Annotated in this window: 18 protein-coding genes and 1 pseudogene; 12 read left to right on the top strand and 7 right to left on the bottom strand. The window is 72.4% G+C overall.

The window, feature by feature from the left end; translation table 11 throughout:
* Window positions 1-54: 54 nt before the first annotated feature.
* On the top strand, window positions 55-327 hold the full coding sequence (locus H488_RS26105) for a hypothetical protein (protein WP_052132991.1): 273 nt from the start codon (window positions 55-57) through the stop codon (window positions 325-327).
* A 24-nt stretch (window positions 328-351) separates the two neighbouring features.
* Here the strand turns inward: H488_RS26105 and H488_RS26100 are convergent, their stop codons facing one another.
* The 3 genes from H488_RS26100 to H488_RS26090 all read right to left on the bottom strand — a co-directional run bounded on the left by H488_RS26100 (window position 352) and on the right by H488_RS26090 (window position 3,532).
* Window positions 352-732, bottom strand: a complete 381-nt coding sequence (locus tag H488_RS26100) for a DUF1622 domain-containing protein (protein WP_017833103.1) — start codon at window positions 730-732, stop codon at window positions 352-354.
* A 78-nt stretch (window positions 733-810) separates the two neighbouring features.
* Window positions 811-2,520 (bottom strand): FAD-dependent monooxygenase, encoded by a 1,710-nt coding sequence (locus tag H488_RS26095; RefSeq protein WP_017833102.1) that lies wholly within the window; start codon window positions 2,518-2,520, stop codon window positions 811-813.
* Between the two features lie 43 nt (window positions 2,521-2,563).
* Window positions 2,564-3,532, bottom strand: a complete 969-nt coding sequence (locus H488_RS26090) for an MBL fold metallo-hydrolase (RefSeq protein ID WP_017833101.1) — start codon at window positions 3,530-3,532, stop codon at window positions 2,564-2,566.
* A 229-nt stretch (window positions 3,533-3,761) separates the two neighbouring features.
* Between H488_RS26090 and H488_RS26085 the strand changes: the two genes are divergently transcribed.
* From H488_RS26085 to H488_RS26070, 4 genes are all read left to right on the top strand, one after another.
* Window positions 3,762-4,970, top strand: a complete 1,209-nt coding sequence (locus H488_RS26085) for a thiolase family protein (RefSeq protein ID WP_017833100.1) — start codon at window positions 3,762-3,764, stop codon at window positions 4,968-4,970.
* Window positions 4,970-5,755, top strand: coding sequence for an enoyl-CoA hydratase/isomerase family protein (locus H488_RS26080; RefSeq protein WP_017833099.1), 786 nt, complete (start codon window positions 4,970-4,972; stop codon window positions 5,753-5,755). Before H488_RS26085 ends, H488_RS26080 begins: the two co-directional genes overlap by 1 nt.
* Before the next feature lie 13 nt (window positions 5,756-5,768).
* Window positions 5,769-6,638, top strand: coding sequence for a 3-hydroxyacyl-CoA dehydrogenase family protein (locus H488_RS26075; RefSeq protein WP_017833098.1), 870 nt, complete (start codon window positions 5,769-5,771; stop codon window positions 6,636-6,638).
* 78 nt (window positions 6,639-6,716) lie between these two features.
* Entirely contained in the window at window positions 6,717-7,427 is a 711-nt protein-coding gene (locus H488_RS26070; protein ID WP_017833097.1) for a tyrosine-protein phosphatase, read from the top strand.
* Window positions 7,428-7,486: 59 nt separating this feature from the next.
* Here H488_RS26070 and H488_RS26065 read toward each other — a convergent pair whose 3' ends face one another.
* Complete coding sequence (locus H488_RS26065; RefSeq protein WP_017833096.1) at window positions 7,487-7,924, bottom strand: PaaI family thioesterase; 438 nt, start codon at window positions 7,922-7,924, stop codon at window positions 7,487-7,489.
* Window positions 7,925-8,027: 103 nt separating this feature from the next.
* Here H488_RS26065 and paaZ point away from each other — a divergent pair, with 103 nt between their 5' ends.
* Entirely contained in the window at window positions 8,028-10,172 is a 2,145-nt protein-coding gene (paaZ, locus tag H488_RS26060; protein ID WP_051063744.1) for a phenylacetic acid degradation bifunctional protein PaaZ, read from the top strand.
* Between the two features lie 145 nt (window positions 10,173-10,317).
* On the opposite strand, the gene H488_RS26055 is transcribed toward paaZ, so the two are convergent.
* From H488_RS26055 to H488_RS26045, 3 genes and pseudogenes are all read right to left on the bottom strand, one after another.
* On the bottom strand, window positions 10,318-10,941 hold the full coding sequence (locus tag H488_RS26055) for a TetR/AcrR family transcriptional regulator (RefSeq protein ID WP_017833094.1): 624 nt from the start codon (window positions 10,939-10,941) through the stop codon (window positions 10,318-10,320).
* A 145-nt stretch (window positions 10,942-11,086) separates the two neighbouring features.
* Window positions 11,087-12,430 carry a phenylacetate--CoA ligase family protein gene (locus H488_RS26050; protein ID WP_017833093.1) on the bottom strand — a complete coding sequence of 448 codons (1,344 nt, stop codon included), beginning with the start codon at window positions 12,428-12,430 and terminating at the stop codon, window positions 11,087-11,089.
* A gap of 121 nt (window positions 12,431-12,551) precedes the next feature.
* Window positions 12,552-12,947, bottom strand: a pseudogene (locus H488_RS26045) (hotdog fold thioesterase); the annotation flags it as partial.
* A gap of 213 nt (window positions 12,948-13,160) precedes the next feature.
* Here H488_RS26045 and paaA point away from each other — a divergent pair.
* The 6 genes from paaA (at window position 13,161) to H488_RS26015 (ending at window position 17,898) form a co-directional block, all read left to right on the top strand.
* Window positions 13,161-14,177 carry a 1,2-phenylacetyl-CoA epoxidase subunit PaaA gene (gene paaA / locus H488_RS26040; protein WP_017833091.1) on the top strand — a complete coding sequence of 339 codons (1,017 nt, stop codon included), beginning with the start codon at window positions 13,161-13,163 and terminating at the stop codon, window positions 14,175-14,177.
* A gap of 2 nt (window positions 14,178-14,179) precedes the next feature.
* Complete coding sequence (paaB, locus tag H488_RS26035) at window positions 14,180-14,497, top strand: 1,2-phenylacetyl-CoA epoxidase subunit PaaB (RefSeq protein ID WP_017833090.1); 318 nt, start codon at window positions 14,180-14,182, stop codon at window positions 14,495-14,497.
* Window positions 14,494-15,321, top strand: coding sequence for a 1,2-phenylacetyl-CoA epoxidase subunit PaaC (paaC, locus tag H488_RS26030; protein ID WP_017833089.1), 828 nt, complete (start codon window positions 14,494-14,496; stop codon window positions 15,319-15,321). The genes paaB and paaC overlap by 4 nt, the downstream gene beginning before the upstream one ends.
* 7 nt (window positions 15,322-15,328) lie before the next feature.
* A complete protein-coding gene (gene paaD / locus H488_RS26025; protein WP_017833088.1) occupies window positions 15,329-15,874 on the top strand; it encodes a 1,2-phenylacetyl-CoA epoxidase subunit PaaD in 546 nt (181 codons plus the stop codon).
* Window positions 15,874-17,034 (top strand): 1,2-phenylacetyl-CoA epoxidase subunit PaaE, encoded by a 1,161-nt coding sequence (paaE, locus tag H488_RS26020; protein WP_017833087.1) that lies wholly within the window; start codon window positions 15,874-15,876, stop codon window positions 17,032-17,034. The genes paaD and paaE overlap by 1 nt, the downstream gene beginning before the upstream one ends.
* Window positions 17,035-17,121: 87 nt before the next feature.
* Window positions 17,122-17,898, top strand: a complete 777-nt coding sequence (locus H488_RS26015) for an enoyl-CoA hydratase/isomerase family protein (RefSeq protein ID WP_017833086.1) — start codon at window positions 17,122-17,124, stop codon at window positions 17,896-17,898.
* Window positions 17,899-17,928 lie beyond the last annotated feature (30 nt).

The following is a 17,928-nucleotide window of genomic DNA, read 5'->3' as shown; positions in this document are numbered from 1 at the left end:
TGCCCCCGCCCCGGTCCGCCGACTATCCTGGTGGCAGCGGGCAGAAGGGGTCAGATGGACGACCGGACGATCGCCAGGACGCAGGCCAGGTTGATCCGCACCGCGCTGACGAGCACCGGGCTGGGTGCGCGCGACCTGTGGCTGCGGTACGTCCACCTGGGCGGAGAGGTCGGGGAGCTGGAGCTCGACGCCTACCTGCACCACGCCCTGTACCTGCCGCCCCGGCACCGGGACAGCCTGGCGCGGGCCGCCAACCAGCTGGTGCCCGGCCACCGGGTCCCGTGCAGCCGGGACCTGCGCCCGGAGGAGTACCCGCCCGAGGCCTGAGCGCCCGGCCGGGGCCCGGCGGGCCTACGCGGCGCGCTCGGGCAGGGGCGCCGCCTCGCCCTGCTTCTTCTGCCACGGCCACCGCCCGCTGATCTCGAGCTCGAGGGACCAGCTGAGGAAGGTCCGCACGACCACGATGAGCGCCAGCACCCCCACCGACTCGAACGTGGGGGTGATGGCGACGGTCTTGATGATGTCCGCGGCCACGAGCAGCTCCAGGCCCAGCAGGATCGAACGGCCGAGCCGCTGCCGGTAGCTCTCGTAGGTGTCGCGCTCCCCGCTCCCCCGCCCCAGCAGGTCCCGCCCGGCCAGGAGGGTCGCCACCACCGTCCCGACGACGATGGCGACCACGCCGGCGACGTCGACGGCCTCCCCGACCAGCTCCATGGACTCCTGGAACGACATCCTGCACCTCCGGTGACCCCGGCGGGACGCGCCGGCTCGAGTCTGCGATGAGGACGCCAGGATCTCACGGGTCCGCCGTCAGCCGGCGGCGGCGACCTCCTGGGGCACGGTCTCCGGCACGGAGCCCCGCCGCCTGGGGGGCCCCGGCAGCCGCTCGCGCTCGGCGAGGACCCGGGCCGCCTCCGAACCGGGGGCGGCGACGGTGTTCTGCAGGGCCCGGCTCAGCGCACGGGGGTCCGTGCCGTCCACCACGGCCGCGATGTGCGAGTCGGGGCGGATCACCCACACGTCGGTCGGCTCCGGCTTCAGCGCCTCGGCGAGCTTGCCGGTGGTGTCGATGTCCGCGATGGCGTGCAGGCGCAGCGGGGACCGGATGGCGGCGAGCGCGGTCCCGCGCACGAGCTCCTGGTCGACCGCCGGGCCGGTGAGGAGCAGGATCCCGAAGCGGGCGAGCTCGCGGACGCGGTCGGCGGCGATGCCCGGGACGGCGACCGGGACGTCCGGCAGCAGCACGCCGGGGACGGGGTCGGGGACCTCCCCCTTGGGCGGGCGCCCGGCGAAGGTCCGGGTGGGGTGCGGGGTGGTGAGCGGGGAGTCGACGTACCAGAAGGGCTCGGCCAGGCGCCCGGAGTCCACGTAGGTGGACGCGGCCGGGTCGCCGATCGCCCGCTCGAGCTTGGCGAGCCGCTCGGCCAGCTGCTCCTCGGTGCGGGGCACGAGGAAGTCCATGGTGGCCTCGGTGACCTCGAGGTTCTCGACGGCGGCGGCGCGGCGCTCGACGTCGTAGGACTCCAGCAGCGCCGGATCGGCGTTGCCGCGCAGCACCGAGGTCAGCTTCCAGGCGGCGTTCTCGGCGTCGCCCACGCCCGAGTTGAGCCCGCGGGCGCCGAACGGGGAGACGATGTGCGCGCAGTCCCCGGCCAGCAGCACCCGGCCCACCCGCATCCGGGAGGCCAGCCGGGCGTGGAAGCGGTAGACGGACTTCCAGACGATCTCGTAGTCCGTGTCCCCGATGATCTGGCGGATCCTCGCGTCGAGGGCCCCGGAGGCCTCCTCGGCGTCGAGGTCGTAGTCGCCGGGCACCTGCCAGTCGATCCGGAAGGTCGAGTCCGGGCACGGGTGGATGAGCACCTGCCGGCCGGGGTTCCACTCGGGGTCGAAGTAGAAGCGGCGCTCGGTGGCCCAGCCGGGGATGTCGGCCCGGATGTCGCAGATCAGGAACTTGTCCTCGAACGAGCGGCCGTCGAAGCTCACCCCGAGCTGGTCGCGCAGCCACCGCGCCTTCGAGCCGAGCGCGGCGATCGCGTAGTCGGCCACGATCTCGGCCCGGCCCCCGTCGCGGCAGGAGCACACCACGGTCACGGAGCGCTCGTCCTGGGTGATCGAGACGATCTCGTGGCCCCAGACCTCCTCGATCAGCGGCTCGGCGGCGATCTTCTGCGCGAGCAGCTCCTCGGTGCGGGTCTGGGAGATGTTCACGAACGGCGGGAACGGGGACTGCCCCCTGTCCCGGAAGGGCTGGGCGAACAGCTCCTTCTCCCGGTAGAAGGTGCGCGCGGTGTCCCACGTGACGCCCTCGGCGGCCACCTGCCGGCCCACGCCCACGGCCTCCCAGACCTCCAGGACGTCGCGCTGCTGGCAGATCGCCTTGGACCCGATGGGGTCCCGCTCGGCGCGGGCGTCCAGGACCGTGACGGGGATGCCCCACCGCGCCAGCAGCAGCGCCGCGGTCTGGCCCACGGGCCCGTTGCCGAGCACCAGCACCTTGCCGGAGTCGAATCGTCTCACTGTCGCCCTCCTCGTTCTCGTGTCGCTGCTCGTGGGGACCGGGTCAGCCGTTCTGGAGCTGGTCCCAGACCTCGCGGTCGCGCTCGGCGGTCCAGATGACGGGCCGCTCGATGCCCGAGAGCTCGTCCCACAGCCGGGAGACGTCGAAGGGCAGGCAGTGCTCGAAGATCGGCCAGTGGCCGAAGTCGTCGTAGAGGGCGGTGTGCACGGCCTCGAAGGCGTCCTTGAGCGTCCCGCCGTTCTTCTGGACGGTGCCGACCTCCTCGATCATGACGTCCAGGAAGCGGCGGGTCTGCTCGATCGCCGCGTCCACGGCCTCCCGGCCCCTCGAGACCGCCCCGCGCCCGCCCACGAGCTGCTCCGCACCCAGCGCCTTGACGGCGTCGAGGGTGTGGCTCGCCCAGTCGCGGTGGAAGGCGTCCCCGGTGTAGAGGGCGGCCTCGGCCTCGACCAGGTCCCCGGCGAAGAGGATCTTCTGCTGGGGCAGCCAGGCGACGATGTCGCCCTCGGTGTGGCCGCGGCCGAAGTGCTGGAGCACGAGGTCCCCGCGGTCCCCGCCGAGGTCGATGGTCAGCTTGTCCCGGAAGGTCACCGTGGGCCAGGTCAGGCCCGGGACGGTGTCCGCGCCCTTGGCCAGGCGCGGCATGCGGCCGAACTCGGAGGCCCAGTCCTCCTTGCCGCGCTCCACGATGAGGTCGTAGGTGTTCTCGTGGGCGACGATCGTCTCGGCGTGGAAGGCCGAGGCGCCGAGCACGCGCACCGCGTGGTAGTGGGAGAGCACCAGGTAGCGGATCGGCTTGTCGGTGTGCTTCCGCAGCTCCGCCAGCCACTCGGCGGCCACCACGGGGGTGGCCAGGGCCTCGAAGCAGACCAGGAAGTCCTCCCCCTCGATCGCCCCGATGTTCGGGTCCCCCTCGGCCGTGAGGGCGTAGACGCCCTCGGCCAGGATCTCGAGGGTCTTCTGCTTCTCGCCGAGGTCCGCCGAGGACGCGAACGACTTGGTGGTGCCCATGTGCCGTCTCCTTCGTGGGGCCGCGCAGGGCCCGGGATAGTCAAATGCTGTATTAGTTCCACGGTAGCCCCCGGACCTTGATTTGTGAAGCAGGCCACAGCCGATCGCGGCCGCGGCGCTGTTGACCCCGCGGGCGCACGCGTGGGAAGGTTTGATGAACGATCGGTCGGTAAATTCGGGCGACGATGCCCGGATGCCGGCCGCACCCCGTCGCGACAGGAGCCCACCCATGCCCGCAACCCCTCAGGCCCTCCTCGTCGGCGGGGCCCGCACCCCGGTGGGCCGCTACGGCGGCGCGCTGGCGAGCGTGCGCCCCGACGACCTCGCCGCCCTCGTGGTCAGGCACGCGGTGACCGACGCCGGGATCGACCCGCACGACGTCGACGAGGTGATCCTCGGCAACGCCAACGGCGCCGGCGAGGAGAACCGCAACGTCGCCCGCATGGCCTGGCTGCTCGCCGGCTTCCCCGACACCGTCCCCGGCATCACCGTCAACCGGCTCTGCGCCTCCGGGCTCTCGGCCATCATCATGGCCTCCCACATGATCAAGGCCGGCGCCGCCGACATCGTCGTCGCCGGCGGCGTGGAGTCCATGTCCCGCGCCCCCTGGGTGATGGAGAAGCCGGCCAAGGCGTTCGCGAAGCCCGGCGACGTCTTCGACACCTCCATCGGCTGGCGCTTCACCAACCCCGAGTTCAAGAAGCAGGACAAGATGACCTACTCGATGCCGGAGACGGCCGAGGAGGTCGCGATCGTCGACGGGATCTCGCGCGAGGACGCCGACGCCTTCGCCGTGGCCTCCCACGAGAAGGCGATCGCCGCGATCGACGCCGGGCGCTTCGCCCCCGAGATCGTCCCGGTGACCGTCACGGGCCGCAAGGGTGCGACGACCGTCGTCGACACGGACGAGGGCCCCCGCCCGGGCACCACGATGGACGCCCTCGCGAAGCTGCGCCCCGTGGTGGACCACGGGACGGTCGTCACCGCCGGCAACGCCTCCTCCCTCAACGACGGCGCCTCGGCGATCCTCGTGGTCTCCGAGCGCGCGGCCGAGAAGTACGGGCTGGCCGCCCGGGCCCGGATCGTCGACGGCGCCTCCGCCGGCGTGGCCCCGGAGATCATGGGCATCGGCCCCGTCCCCGCCACCCAGAAGGTGCTCGGGCGCACCGGGTGGGGCATCGGCGACCTCGGGGCGGTCGAGCTCAACGAGGCCTTCGCCTCCCAGTCCCTGGCCTGCATCCGCCGCCTCGGCCTCGACGCCGGCACCGTCAACAACGACGGCGGGGCGATCGCGCTCGGCCACCCCCTGGGCTCCTCCGGCTCCCGGCTCGTGGTGACGCTGCTGGGCCGGATGGAGCGCGAGGGCGCCGACCGCGGCCTGGCCACCATGTGCGTGGGCGTGGGCCAGGGCACCGCGATGCTCGTGGAGAAGCTCTGATGGTCGGGCCCAGCGAGATCCTCGGCGCGGAGTTCACCGCCCTGCGGCTCGAGGAGCGCGAGGACCGCCTGCACGTGGTCCTGGACCGCCCCGCCGTGCGCAACGCCATCGACGCGACCATGGTCGAGGAGCTGCACACCGTGTGCAGCCACCTCGAGCGGCACCCGAAGATCCTGATCCTCTCCGGCACCGAGGTGAACGGCCGGGGGGTCTTCGCCTCCGGCGCCGACATCGCGCAGCTGCGCGAGCGCCGCCGCGACGACGCCCTGGCCGGGATCAACTCCCGGATCTTCGACCGGATCCACAGGCTGCCCATGCCGGTGATCGCCGCGATCGACGGCTACGCCCTGGGCGGCGGCGCGGAGCTGGCCTACGCCGCGGACTTCCGCATCGCCACCCCGCACCTCACGATCGGCCAGCCGGAGACGAACCTGGGCATCATCGCCGCCGCCGGCGGGCTGTGGCGGCTCAAGGAGCTGGTCGGCGAGGCGATCGCCCTGGACATCCTGCTCGCCGGCCGGCTCCTCGGCGCGGACGAGGCCCTGGCCCTGCACCTCGTCACCGAGCTGCACGAGCCCGCAGAGCTCGTCGGCGCCGCGCACGCGCTCGCCGACCGGATCGGCGCCCAGGACCCCCTCGCCGTGCGGATCTCCAAGCGGGTCTTCGCGGCGCCCCCGTCCGCCCACCCGCACATCGACGAGCTGGCCCAGGCCGTGCTCTTCGAGTCGGAGGCGAAGTTCGACCGCATGCAGGCCTTCCTGGACCGCAAGAAGAACAAGAAGTAGGAGCATCCCGACCATGACCGAGAAGCACGCACTGGCCGTTCCCGCCGTCGTCGGCGTCCTGGGGGGAGGCCGCATGGGCGCGGGCATCGCCCACGCCTTCCTGCTCGCCGGGGCGAGGGTGACCGTGGTGGAGCGGGACGGGCAGGCAGCGGAGGCCGCCCGCGAGCGGATCGAGCGGGACCTCGCCAAGTCCCTGGAGCGCGGGGGCGTGGACGGCAACCTGGACGAGTGGGCCGAGAACCTGACCGTCTCCCTCGACCACGCCGACTTCGCGGACTGCGAGCTCGTCGTCGAGGCCGTCCCCGAGGCGTGGGATCTGAAGGTCACGGCCCTGCAGGAGGTCGAGCGCCACCTCGCCGAGACCGCGTGGCTGGCCACCAACACCTCCTCGCTGTCCGTGGACGGGCTGGCCGAGCAGCTGGGACGCCCCGAGCGGTTCTGCGGGCTGCACTTCTTCAACCCCGTGCCGGCCTCGAAGCTCGTGGAGGTCGTGAACTCGAAGCACACCGGCGAGGAGCTCAGGCGGCTCTCGGTGCAGTGGGTCGAGGGCCTCGGCAAGACCCCGGTGGTCGTCAACGACGCCCCCGGCTTCGCCTCGTCGCGGCTGGGCGTGGCGATCGCCCTCGAGGCCATCCGGATGGTCGAGGAGGGCGTGGCCTCTCCCGCCGACATCGACAACGCCATGGTCCTGGGCTACAGGTTCCCGGTCGGCCCCCTGGCCCTGACGGACATCGTGGGCCTGGACGTGCGCCTGGGCATCGCCGAGTACCTCGAGTCGCAGCTCGGCCCGCGCTTCGCCCCCCCGCAGCTGATGCGGGACATGGTGGCCCGCGGCGAGCTCGGCCGCAAGACCGGCAAGGGCTTCTTCGACTACGACCAGTAGCACCCGCCCCCTGCCGTCCCGCCCTCCCGGCCGCGGGCGGCGGGACGCGCCGTCGGACGCGGGTCCTAGGGTGGGGGCATGCACGCACAGCCCGGGACCCCCGCCGCGTGGGACGGCGCGCTCAACGCCCGGCGCCTGGCCGGCGACGTGTGGCGGATGGGCCGCTCCGAGCGGCTGAGCCCCTCGGGGTGGCGCGCCGCCGCGGCGGACGGGGTGCGCACGGTCGTGGACCTGCGCAACGCGGACGAGCGGCGGCGCCGGCCCACGGACCCCGCGGACGACCCGGCCGCCCGCGCCGGCATCACGGTGCTGCACCGCCCCACCGAGGACCCCGCCCATCCGCAGTTCCCGCTGGTGGGCACGCCCTATCTGCACCACCCGCGCGGCTACCGCGACTACCTGCGGCTGTTCCCGGCCTTCCTGGCCGAGGCGGTGCGGGCGGTGGCGACCGCCGAGGGCGCCGTGGTGGTGCACTGCTCGGCCGGCCGCGACCGCACGGGGGTGCTCGCGCTGCTGCTCCTGGGGCTGGCCGGAGCGCCCCCGGAGCGCCTCGTCGCGGAGGACGAGGCCGCCGCGCGCGGGATCAACGAGTGGCACCGCGTCTCGCCCGTCCCCCACCCGGTCGAGCGCCACCACCCCGAGCACGAGCTCGCCCCGCTGCTCGCGGGGCGCCGCGCGGCCCTCGAGGAGCTGCTGGACGGGTTCGACGCCGAGCGCTGGCTCGTCGACGCCGGGCTGTCGCCCGAGGAGCTGGCCGCCCTGCGCCGGCGGCTCCACAGCCCGTCCTGATCCGCCCCCGTCCGGCGTCCTGACCCGCCGGCGGGCGGACCCCGGGCCTGGTTCCCGGTCTAGCCCTCGGCGGGGTTCGTGGCCTGCTGCGGCTTGTCCTTGAGGAAGTTCGTGATCCGCACGGTGCACAGCCGGGCGCCGTCCTCGTGCTCGAGGACCACCTCGTGGCACGTGAGGGAGCGTCCGAGCTGCAGGGCGGTGGCCGTGGCGGTCACGGTGCCCGTGCGGGACGACCGGTGGTGGGTGGCGTTGACGTCCACGCCCACGGCGACCTTGCCCATCGTGGAGGCGTGGATCACCGCGGCCCAGGAACCGACGGCCTCGCCGAGGGCCACCATGGCGCCGCCGTGGAGCAGGCCCAGCGACTGGCGGTTGCCCTCGACGGGCATGGAGGCGACCACGCGCTCCGCCGACTCCTCGAGGACGGTGACGCCCATCTTCTCGTCGAGCTCGCCCAGGACGATGCGCCAGGGCTCGTGGGTCTCGGTCGTGGTCATGGCACTCCTCGGGCGCTCGGCGACGGGGCAGGACCACCGTGGGGCAGTGGTCCCGGGGTGTGACGTAGGTTATCGTGGTCATAATACCGAACGATCGGTCAGGATGCGGGCGACGGACCGGCCGCCCGCGCGCACCCGAGCGAAAGGACCACGCACCGTGGCAGCACAGACCCAGACCATCCTCCCCAGCTACCTGAGGGGCCGGTGGTGGTCGCCGGAGAACCCGCAGAAGGTGACGGAGGTGGCCGACGCCTCGACCGGCGAGGTCGTGGCGCGCGTGTCCACGGACGGCATCGACATCGCCTCCGCCGTGGACTACGGCCGGACCGTGGGGCAGCGCTCCCTCGGGGAGCTCACCATCCACGAGCGGGCGCTCAAGCTCAAGGAGCTCGCCCAGTACCTCACCGAGCACAAGCAGGAGCTCTACGACGTCTCCTACTCGACCGGGGCCACGCTGAAGGACCACTTCTTCGACGTGGACGGCGGCATCGGCACCCTCTTCACGTTCTCCTCCAAGGGCCGGCGCGAGCTGCCCAACGCCAACGTCGTCGTGGACGGGGCGGTGGAGCAGCTCTCCAAGGACGGGTCCTTCCTGGGCGAGCACATCTACACCCGCATGCCCGGCGTCGCCGTGCAGATCAACGCGTTCAATTTCCCGGTGTGGGGCATGCTCGAGAAGTTCGCCCCCGCCTTCATCGCCGGCATGCCGACCCTGGTGAAGCCGGCCACGCCGACCGGCTACGTCACGGCCGCCTGCGTGCGCCTGATGATCGACTCCGGCATCCTGCCGGAGGGCTCCCTGCAGCTGGTCTCCGGCTCCGCCCGGGACCTGCTCGACCACCTGGACTACCGCGACCACGTGGCCTTCACCGGCTCCGCCGGCACCGCGCAGTCGCTGCGCCACCACGAGAACGTCATCGACGGCGGAGTGCGCTTCACCGCCGAGACGGACTCCCTCAACGCCGCGATCCTCGGCCCCGACGCCACCCCGGAGACCCCGGAGTTCGACGCCTTCGTGAAGGCGGTGTTCGTCGAGATCACCTCCAAGGCCGGGCAGAAGTGCACGGCCATCCGGCGCGTCATCGTCCCGCAGGACCGCGTGGAGGACGTCGTGGCCGCCGTCGCCGAGCGCGTGCAGCAGCGCGTGGTCATCGGCGACCCGCGCACCGAGGGCGTCACCATGGGCGCCCTGGCCTCCAAGGAGCAGCAGGGCGAGGTCCGCAAGGCCGTGGAGCGCCTGGTCGCCGCCGGCGGCACCGTCCGCCTGGGCGGCCCGGATGCCTCCGTCGGCGACGCCGACACCGGGGCGGGCGCCTTCTTCCCCGTCACGGTGCTGTCCTTCGACGACCCGGACACCCCGGAGGTGCACTTCGTCGAGGCCTTCGGCCCCGTCACCTCCGTGCTCGGCTACACCGACGTCGACGACGCCGTGCGGCTCGCCGCGCTCGGCGGCGGCTCGCTCGTGGCGACCGTGTGCACGAACGACGGCGCGACCGCCGCCCGGTTCACCGCGGGCATCGGCTCGCACCACGGGCGCGTGCACTTCCTCAACCGGCAGGACGCGAAGACCTCCACCGGCCACGGCTCCCCCATGCCGCACCTGGTCCACGGCGGCCCCGGCCGCGCCGGCGGCGGCGAGGAGCTGGGCGGCGTGCGCGGCGTCAAGCACTACATGCAGCGCACCGCGATCCAGGGACCCCCGGACATCCTCACGGCGGTGACCGGGGTCTGGCACCGGGGCGCCGCGGCGAACACCGTGACCCGCGAGGCGGTCGAGAACGGCACCGGCGAGCACCCGTTCCGCAAGTCCCTGGAGACGCTGCGGATCGGCGACCAGTTCGCCTCCGAGCTGCGCACCGTGACCCTCGAGGACATCACCGAGTTCGCCGAGAAGACCGGCGACACCTTCTACGCGCACACCGACGAGGAGGCCGCCACGGCCAACCCGTTCTTCCCGCGCCGGGTGGCCCACGGCTACCTGCTGGTCTCCTGGGCCGCCGGGCTGTTCGTGGAGCCCGCCCCCGGTCCCGTCCTGGCGAACTACGGCCTGGAGAACCTGCGCTTCATCACGCCGGTGACCTACGACGACCACATCCGGGTGACCCTCACCGCCAAGCAGATCACCCCGCGGGTCACCGACGAGTACGGCGAGGTCTGCTGGGACGCGATCCTGCACAACCAGCACGACGAGATCGTGGCGACCTACGACGTGCTGACCCTGGTCGCGAAGACCTGGCCCACCGCCTGACCCGGGCGAGACCCGCCCGGACTGTCGGGTCCCCACGAAGCACGCGATCCCTCACGCACCGGGCGTGGGGGATCGCGTGCTTCGGGGGGACCCGGCGGCGAGCGGCCTCCGCGGTCGGGGCTCGGCGGAGCGACCGGGCGAGGGCTCAGGAGGCCCGCAGCCCCGAGAAGGCGAGCGCGACCACGGTGTCGGCCAGCCCGTCGTCGGCCCTGTCCGGGTCCGGCCGGTACCAGTCGACGATCGAGTTGATCATGCCCAGGAGCAGCCGCGAGGCGGACCGGCCGCTGAGGTCGCGGCGCAGGTCGCCCTCCGCCTGCGCCTGCTCGATGAGCGCGCCGACCCGGCGGGTGACCGCGCGGCGGCGCTCGAGCGCCCTCGTCTCGACCTCCGAGTTGCCCCGCAGCCGCAGCAGCAGGGTCACGTACGGCATCTGCTCCACGAGCACGTGCACGGTCCCGCGGATCACCTGCTCGAGCCGCTCGACCGCCGGGGCCTGCGTCCGCTCGGCGGCGGCCAGGACCTCCTCGAGCGCGTCGAGGGCCCGGCCCAGCGCCTGCTCGAGGATCTCCTCCTTGGACTCCACGTGGTGGTAGATCGCGGACTTGGAGATCCCCAGGTGCTTGGACAGCGTCCCCATCGACGTGGCGTCGTAGCCGTGCACGTTGAAGACCTCCACGCACACGGCGAGCAGCGTCTCGCGGTCGTAGCCGGGCCGGCCCCGGCGCGGGGCCGCGCCGTCCGGAGGGGCGGGCGCCGGTGCGTGCGTCATGGGGACCTCGATCTCGGTGGGGACGGGCAGGACAACGATCTTATGCTTTTCGAACGGTTTTTCNCGCCACCACCGCAAAAGGCCTTCGAAAAGGGCCCCCGGGCCGTCCCGGGGGCCCGCCGCGGCACGGGTCGGCGCCGGGGCGTCACGCGTCCTTGCGGTGGTCGTAGACGCGGCGCAGCTTGCCGGAGGACCGGGCGAGGGTCCCCGGCTCGGCGATCCGGATCGAGGCCGAGGAGCCGATCTTCGTCTTGATGGCGTGCAGGAGCTTCTGGCCGCCCGCCTCGGCGGCCTCGACGGTCACCTGCTCGCGCCGCTCGATGTTGATGGTCATCTGGTCCATCCGGTGCGGGCGGGTGATCTCGAGCGTGAAGTGCGGGCTCAGCTCCGGCACCTGCAGGGCGAGCTCCTCGATCTGGGAGGGGAACAGGTTGACCCCCCGCAGGATGATCATGTCGTCTGAGCGGCCCGTGATCCGGCCCATCCGCCGGTGCCCGGGCCGGTCCGTGCCGGGCAGCAGGCGGGTCAGGTCGTGGGTGCGGTAGCGGATGATCGGCAGGGCCTCCTTGGTGAGCGCCGTGAACACGAGCTCGCCGGGCCGGCCGGTGTCCTGGACCTCGTCCGTGAACGGGTCGATGATCTCGGGGCGGAAGTGGTCCTCCCAGATGTGCGAGCCGTCCTTGGACGCGGCGGACTCGCCGGCCACGCCGGGGCCCATGACCTCGGAGAGGCCGTAGATGTCGCACGCGTCGACGTCGAAGGCCGTCTCGATCTCCCGGCGCATCTCCTCGGTCCAGGGCTCCGCCCCGAGCACCGCGGTGCGCAGCGACGTCTCCCGCGGGTCCAGGCCGAGCTTCCTGAAGCCGTCGGCGATGGTCAGCAGGTAGGTGGGGGTCGAGAGGATGGCCTCGGGCTGGAAGTCCCGGATCATCTGGACCTGCTTCTCGGTCTGCCCGCCGGACATCGGGATGACGGCGCAGCCCAGGCGCTCGGCGCCGTAGTGGGCACCGAGCCCGCCCGTGAACAGACCGTAGCCGTAGGCGTTGTGCACCTTGTCCCCGGGGCGCACGCCCGAGAGCCGGAAGCAGCGGGCCACGAGGCCCGCCCAGGTGTCGATGTCGTTCTGCGTGTAGGCCACCACGGTGGGCTGCCCGGTGGTGCCGGAGGAGGCGTGGATCCGCCGGACCTCGGACATCGGCACCGCGAGGGACTTGAACGGATACGCCTTCCGCAGGAACTCCTTGTCCGTGTACGGGAAGAGCCGGAGGTCCTCGAGCTCCTTGAAGTCGCCGGGGTGCACGCCGTGCCCGTCGAAGAGCTCCGTGTAGGCGGCGACGTTCTCGTAGGCGTGGTGCAGGGTCCAGCGCAGCCGCTCGACCTGCAGGGACTCGACCTGGTCCCGGCTCATCGTCTCCTCGGGGTCCGGCTGCGACCGGTCCGCCGGGGCGGGGGCGGGGGTGTAGGGGTTCGGGACGGAGCACTCGGTCATGTCAGACTTCCTCGGGCTGCGGGGCGGACGGCTGGGCGGACTGCAGGACGGGCTGCGCGGCCGGGTCCCCGGCAGGGTCCTCGGCAGGGCGCTCCGCGGGCGTCGCCGCGCGGAGGGCGGGGTTGGGGATGGTGCGGCTGCGGCCCCGGAACTCGGCGATGAGCCGGCCGTCGGCCAGGACCTGGATGTCGTAGACGCCGCTGCGCCCCGCCTGGGCGCGCACGGTCCCCACGGCGGTGAGCTCCTGCCCGCGGTAGGCCGAGGCGAGGAAGTTGATGTCCACTCCCGCGGCCACCGTGATGGTGGTGCCGTCCCCGGCGGGGTCGTTGCAGGCGAGGGCGAAGCAGGTGTCCGCGAAGGCGAAGACCATGCCGCCGTGGGCGATGCCGAACCCGTTGAGCATCTCCTCCCGCAGGGTCATGCGGATCTGGGCGTGGCCGTACTCGGCACGGTCCACGGTGATGCCCATCCAGCGCGAGGTGTGGTCCCCCGCGAGGATCGGATGGCCCTGGGACATGTAACTCTCCTCACAGTTCACGACCGAATGTTCAGTAGACAATCCCACTCCGCCGCCCGTGTCAACCCGCACCGCCCCGGAGGAGCGCGGGAGCACTCCATCGGCGCAACCTGTTGACGCCACCCCCGGGGGGCTTATATTCTGAACGAACGGTCAGTTAGTCGCGTGCGGCCCTCCCGCCCCGCGGCGCCATCTCGTCGGAAGAGGGACACCATGACTACGCAGAACACGGGGCTCCACGCCGTGCCCGCCGCGGACGCGGCCGAGCAGGCGGAGCTGGACCGCGCGGGCGAGGAGCACTTCGACCGCATCATCGCCGAGGACTCCCGGATCGAGCCGCGCGACTGGATGCCCGCCGCCTACCGCAAGACCCTGGTCCGCCAGGTCTCGCAGCACGCCCACTCCGAGATCATCGGCATGCAGCCGGAGGGCAACTGGATCTCCCGGGCGCCGTCCCTCAAGCGCAAGGCCATCCTCATGGCCAAGGTGCAGGACGAGGCCGGCCACGGGCTGTACCTCTACTCCGCCGCCGAGACCCTGGGCACCCCCCGCTCCGAGCTCAACCAGCAGCTGCTGGACGGCCGGGCCAAGTACTCCTCGATCTTCAACTACCCCGCGCGTACCTGGGCCGACATGGGCGCCATCGGCTGGCTCGTGGACGGCGCGGCGATCGCCAACCAGGTTCCGCTGTGCCGGGCCTCCTACGGCCCCTACGGCCGGGCCATGGTCCGCATCTGCAAGGAGGAGTCCTTCCACCAGCGCCAGGGCTGGGAGATCCTCTACGAGCTCTCCCACGGCACGCCCGCCCAGAAGCAGATGGCCCAGGACGCCGTGAACCGCTTCTACGGCCCCTCGCTGCAGATGTTCGGCCCCCCGGACGACGACTCGCCCAACTCGAAGCAGTCCATGGCGTGGAACATCAAGCGCTTCTCCAACGACGAGCTGCGCCAGCGCTTCGTGGACATGATCGTGGAGCAGGCCGCGGCACTGGACCTGACCCTGCCGGACCCGGACCTCAAGTGGAACGAGGAGCGCGGCCACTACGACTACGGACCGCTGGACTGGGACGAGTTCAAGGCCGTCGTCGGCGGCCGGGGCCCGTGCAACCTCCAGCGCATGCAGCGCCGCCGCACGGCGCACGAGGACGGCGCCTGGGTCCGCGAGGCCGCCGCCGCCTACGCCCGCAAGACCGCCGCGGAGCGCGCCTCCGCCGAACTCATCGGAGCCTGAGCATGAGCGAGAACACCGTGAGCCCGATCGGCGCGCCCTCGGACGAGTGGCCCCTGTGGGAGGTGTTCGTGCGGTCCTCGCGCGGGCTCTCCCACGTCCACGCCGGATCCCTGCACGCCCCGGACGCCACGATGGCCGTGCGCAACGCCCGGGACCTCTACACCCGCCGCAACGAGGGGACCTCCGTGTGGGTGGTGCCCTCCGCGGCCATCACCGCCTCGGACCCCGACTCCAAGGGCGGGTTCTTCGAGTCCGCCCAGGGCAAGAGCTACCGCCACGCCACGTACTACACCAAGAGCGAAGGGGTGAAGCACCTGTGAGCTTCGCATCCCACGAGTCCGCGACCCGGCAGAGCGCGGGCGACGCCATCACCGCGGAGGACATCCGGGCCGGCGGCGCGAAGGCCCCCGAGGACGTGGCCCGCTACGCCCTGTACCTGGGCGACGACGCCCTGATGCTCGCCCAGCGCCTCGGCTGGTGGATCGCCCGGGCCCCGGAGCTCGAGGAGGACATCGCGCTGGCCAACATCGCCCTGGACCTGCTCGGGCACGCCCGCTTCCTGCTCACCTACGCGGGCACCGCGTGGGGGAAGACCGAGGACGACCTCGCCTACTTCCGCGACGAGGAGGAGTTCCGCTCCTGCCGCCTCGTGGAGCAGGAGAACGGCGACTTCGGGCAGACCATCGCCCGGCAGCTGATCTTCTCCTACTACCAGTACGAGCTCTACCGCCGCCTCGTCCGCTCCACCGACCCGACGCTCGCGGCCATCGCGGACAAGGCGCTCAAGGAGGTCGAGTACCACCAGGACCACGCGAGCCAGTGGATCCTGCGCCTGGGCCTCGGCACGGAGGAGTCCAAGCGCCGCGTCCAGGCCGGCCTCACCTACATGTGGCCCTACGTGGACGAGCTGTTCCACGACGACGAGCTCGTCGAGTCCCTCGGGGACGTCGCCGTGCTCCCGTCCTCCCTGCGCGCCGACTTCGACCGCCGGATCACCGCGATCCTCGACGAGGCGGGGCTGTCCGTCCCCGAGGTCCTGGGTGCCTGGGGCGGCGACCGCTCGGGGCAGTTCAGCGAGCAGCGCGGCCACATCCTCGCCGAGATGCAGGTGCTGGCCCGCCGGCATCCCGGCGCCACCTGGTGAGGAGGCGATGACGATGACCGGCTCCGAGCAGACGGGCGCCACGCAGGTGACCGGCCGCGAGCTGCGCCCCCGGGACGAGGCCGCCGGCCGCGTCTGGGACATCGCCGCCACGGTGAACGACCCCGAGGTCCCCGTGCTCTCCATCGCCGACCTCGGCATCCTGCGGGACGCCCGGCTGGAGGGCGCGCGCGCCGTCGTCGTCATCACCCCGACCTACTCCGGGTGCCCCGCGATGGAGACCATCACCACGGACGTCACCCGGGCGCTCAACGCCGAGGGCTACGACGACGTGCGGGTCGACCTCGTGCTGCAGCCGGCGTGGACCACGGACTGGATGAGCGACGAGGGCAGGCGCAAGCTGGACGAGTACGGCATCGCCCCGCCCAGCGGCCGGGCCGCCGCCGGCCCCGTCCGGCTGGGGCTCACCGTCAAGTGCCCGCGCTGCCACTCCCTGAACACCCGCGAGCTGACCCGCTTCGGGTCCACCGCCTGCAAGGCGCTCCACGTCTGCAACGAGTGCCTGGAACCCTTCGACTACTTCAAGGTGCACTGATGACCGAGATCACCGCCCCCGCCCGGCGCCGGGCCACGTTCAACACCCTCGAGGTCTCCCAGGTCCGCAAGCTCACCGCGGACTCCGTCGAGGTGGCCTTCACGGTGCCCCCGGAGCTCGTGGACGACTACGACTACCTGCCCGGGCAGTACGTGGCGCTGCGCGCCCACATCGACGGGCAGGAGGTCCGCCGGTCCTACTCGATCTGCGCGGAGCCGCGGCCGGGCGAGATCCGGGTGGCGATCAAGCAGGACATCGGCGGGGTCTTCTCCACCTGGGCCAACAGCTCCCTGAAGGCCGGCGACACGCTCGACGTCATGAACCCCCAGGGCGCGTTCATCTCCAAGCTCGGGCTCACCAGCATGAACGACCCCGAGCGGCTCGCCGCCGAGGAGGTCGCGAAGAACGCCTCGGTGCACCTCGTGGCCTTCGCCGCGGGCTCGGGGATCACCCCGATCATGGCGATCGCCAAGGCCGTGCTGCGCGCCTCGGAGTCCTCCACGTTCGACCTCGTCTACGCGAACCGCTCCGCGATGGAGGTCATGTTCGCCGAGGAGCTCGGGGACCTCAAGGACAAGTACCCGTCCCGCCTGGCCGTCCATCACGTGCTCTCCCGCGAGCAGCGGATCAGCCCGCTGATGTCCGGGCGGATCGACGCCGACAAGCTCCAGGACATCCTGGACGAGGTGCTCCAGGTGGACCGGACGGACGAGTGGTTCCTGTGCGGGCCGTTCGAGCTCGTCCAGCTGTGCCGGGACACCCTCGCCGAGCGCGGCGTGGCCGAGGACAAGATCCGCTTCGAGCTCTTCAGCACCGGCCGCCCCGAGAACCCCCAGGGCCAGCAGGGCCGCGTGGTCCAGGCCGACCCCTCGGGCGAGAGCTACGACATCACGTTCAACCTGGACGGCCTGTCCAGCTCGATCGAGTCCCCGAAGAACGCGCAGGAGACGGTCCTCAACGCCGCGCTCCGGGTCCGCCCCGACGTCCCGTTCGCGTGCGCCGGCGGGGTGTGCGGGACGTGCCGCGCGAAGGTCGTCTCCGGGGAGTTCGTGATGGAGGAGAACTACGCCCTCGAGAAGGATGAGATCGAGAAGGGCTACGTGCTCACCTGCCAGACCCGTCCCACCTCCAAGGAGCTCGTCGTCGACTTCGACGCCTGAGCCGCTCGCTCCGGGGGCCCGGCACCGTGCGGGTGCCGGGCCCCCGGGCCGTCCCGCCCCCAGTCCCGACCTCACCGAGGAGCAGCAGTGATCGACCTGACCATCGACGGATCCGTGGCCGAAGTGGTGCTGAACGCCCCCGGCAGGATGAACGCCCTGGACGAGGCGGCACTCGCCGAGCTCGGCGACGCCTACGCCGAGGCGGCGAGGGCCGGCGTCCGGGCCCTCGTGCTGCGCGGCGAGGGCCGCGGCTTCTGCGCCGGCCGCGACATCTCCGCGGTGGACCCCGCGAGCGACGACGCCCACGGCTTCCTGGCCGGGAAGGTCACCCCGCTGCTGCGCGCCATGACCCGGTTCCCCGCCCCGACGTTCGCCGCCGTGCAGGGCGCGTGCCTGGGCGTGGGGCTCGGCCTGGCGATCGCCACGGACGTGGTCTACGTCGCGGACAGCGCCAAGATCGGCTCCCCCTTCGCGAACCTGGGCGCGACCCTCGACTCGGGCGGGCACGCCCTGTTCACCGAGCGGCTCGGCGCCCACCGGACCCTGGACCTCATCTACACGGCCGAGCTGATGAGCGGCCAGGAGGCCGTGCGCTCCGGGCTGTTCAGCCGTTCGGTGCCCGCCGACGAGCTGCTCGAGCTCACCCGGGCCAAGGCGGCGGCCGTGGCCGAGGGCGCGACCGGCGCGTTCCTCGCCTCCCGCGAGCTCGTGGCCCAGATCCGCGACGAGCGCCTGGGGCTGTGGGAGTCCGTCGAGAACGAGAACCGGGTGCAGGGCGAGCTGTGCCGCAGCGCCGACTACGCCGAGGGCTTCGCCGCGTTCCAGCAGAAGCGCCCGCCGCGGTTCACCGGCGGCCGGTCCTGACCCGGGAGGACGGTCCCGCCGGGTCCGGGC

Source organism: Kocuria sp. UCD-OTCP (assembly GCF_000349605.1).
GTDB lineage: Bacteria > Actinomycetota > Actinomycetes > Actinomycetales > Micrococcaceae > Kocuria > Kocuria rosea.
Note: the sequence above shows the minus strand (reverse complement) of the source record. Positions and strands in the feature narration are given on the sequence as shown.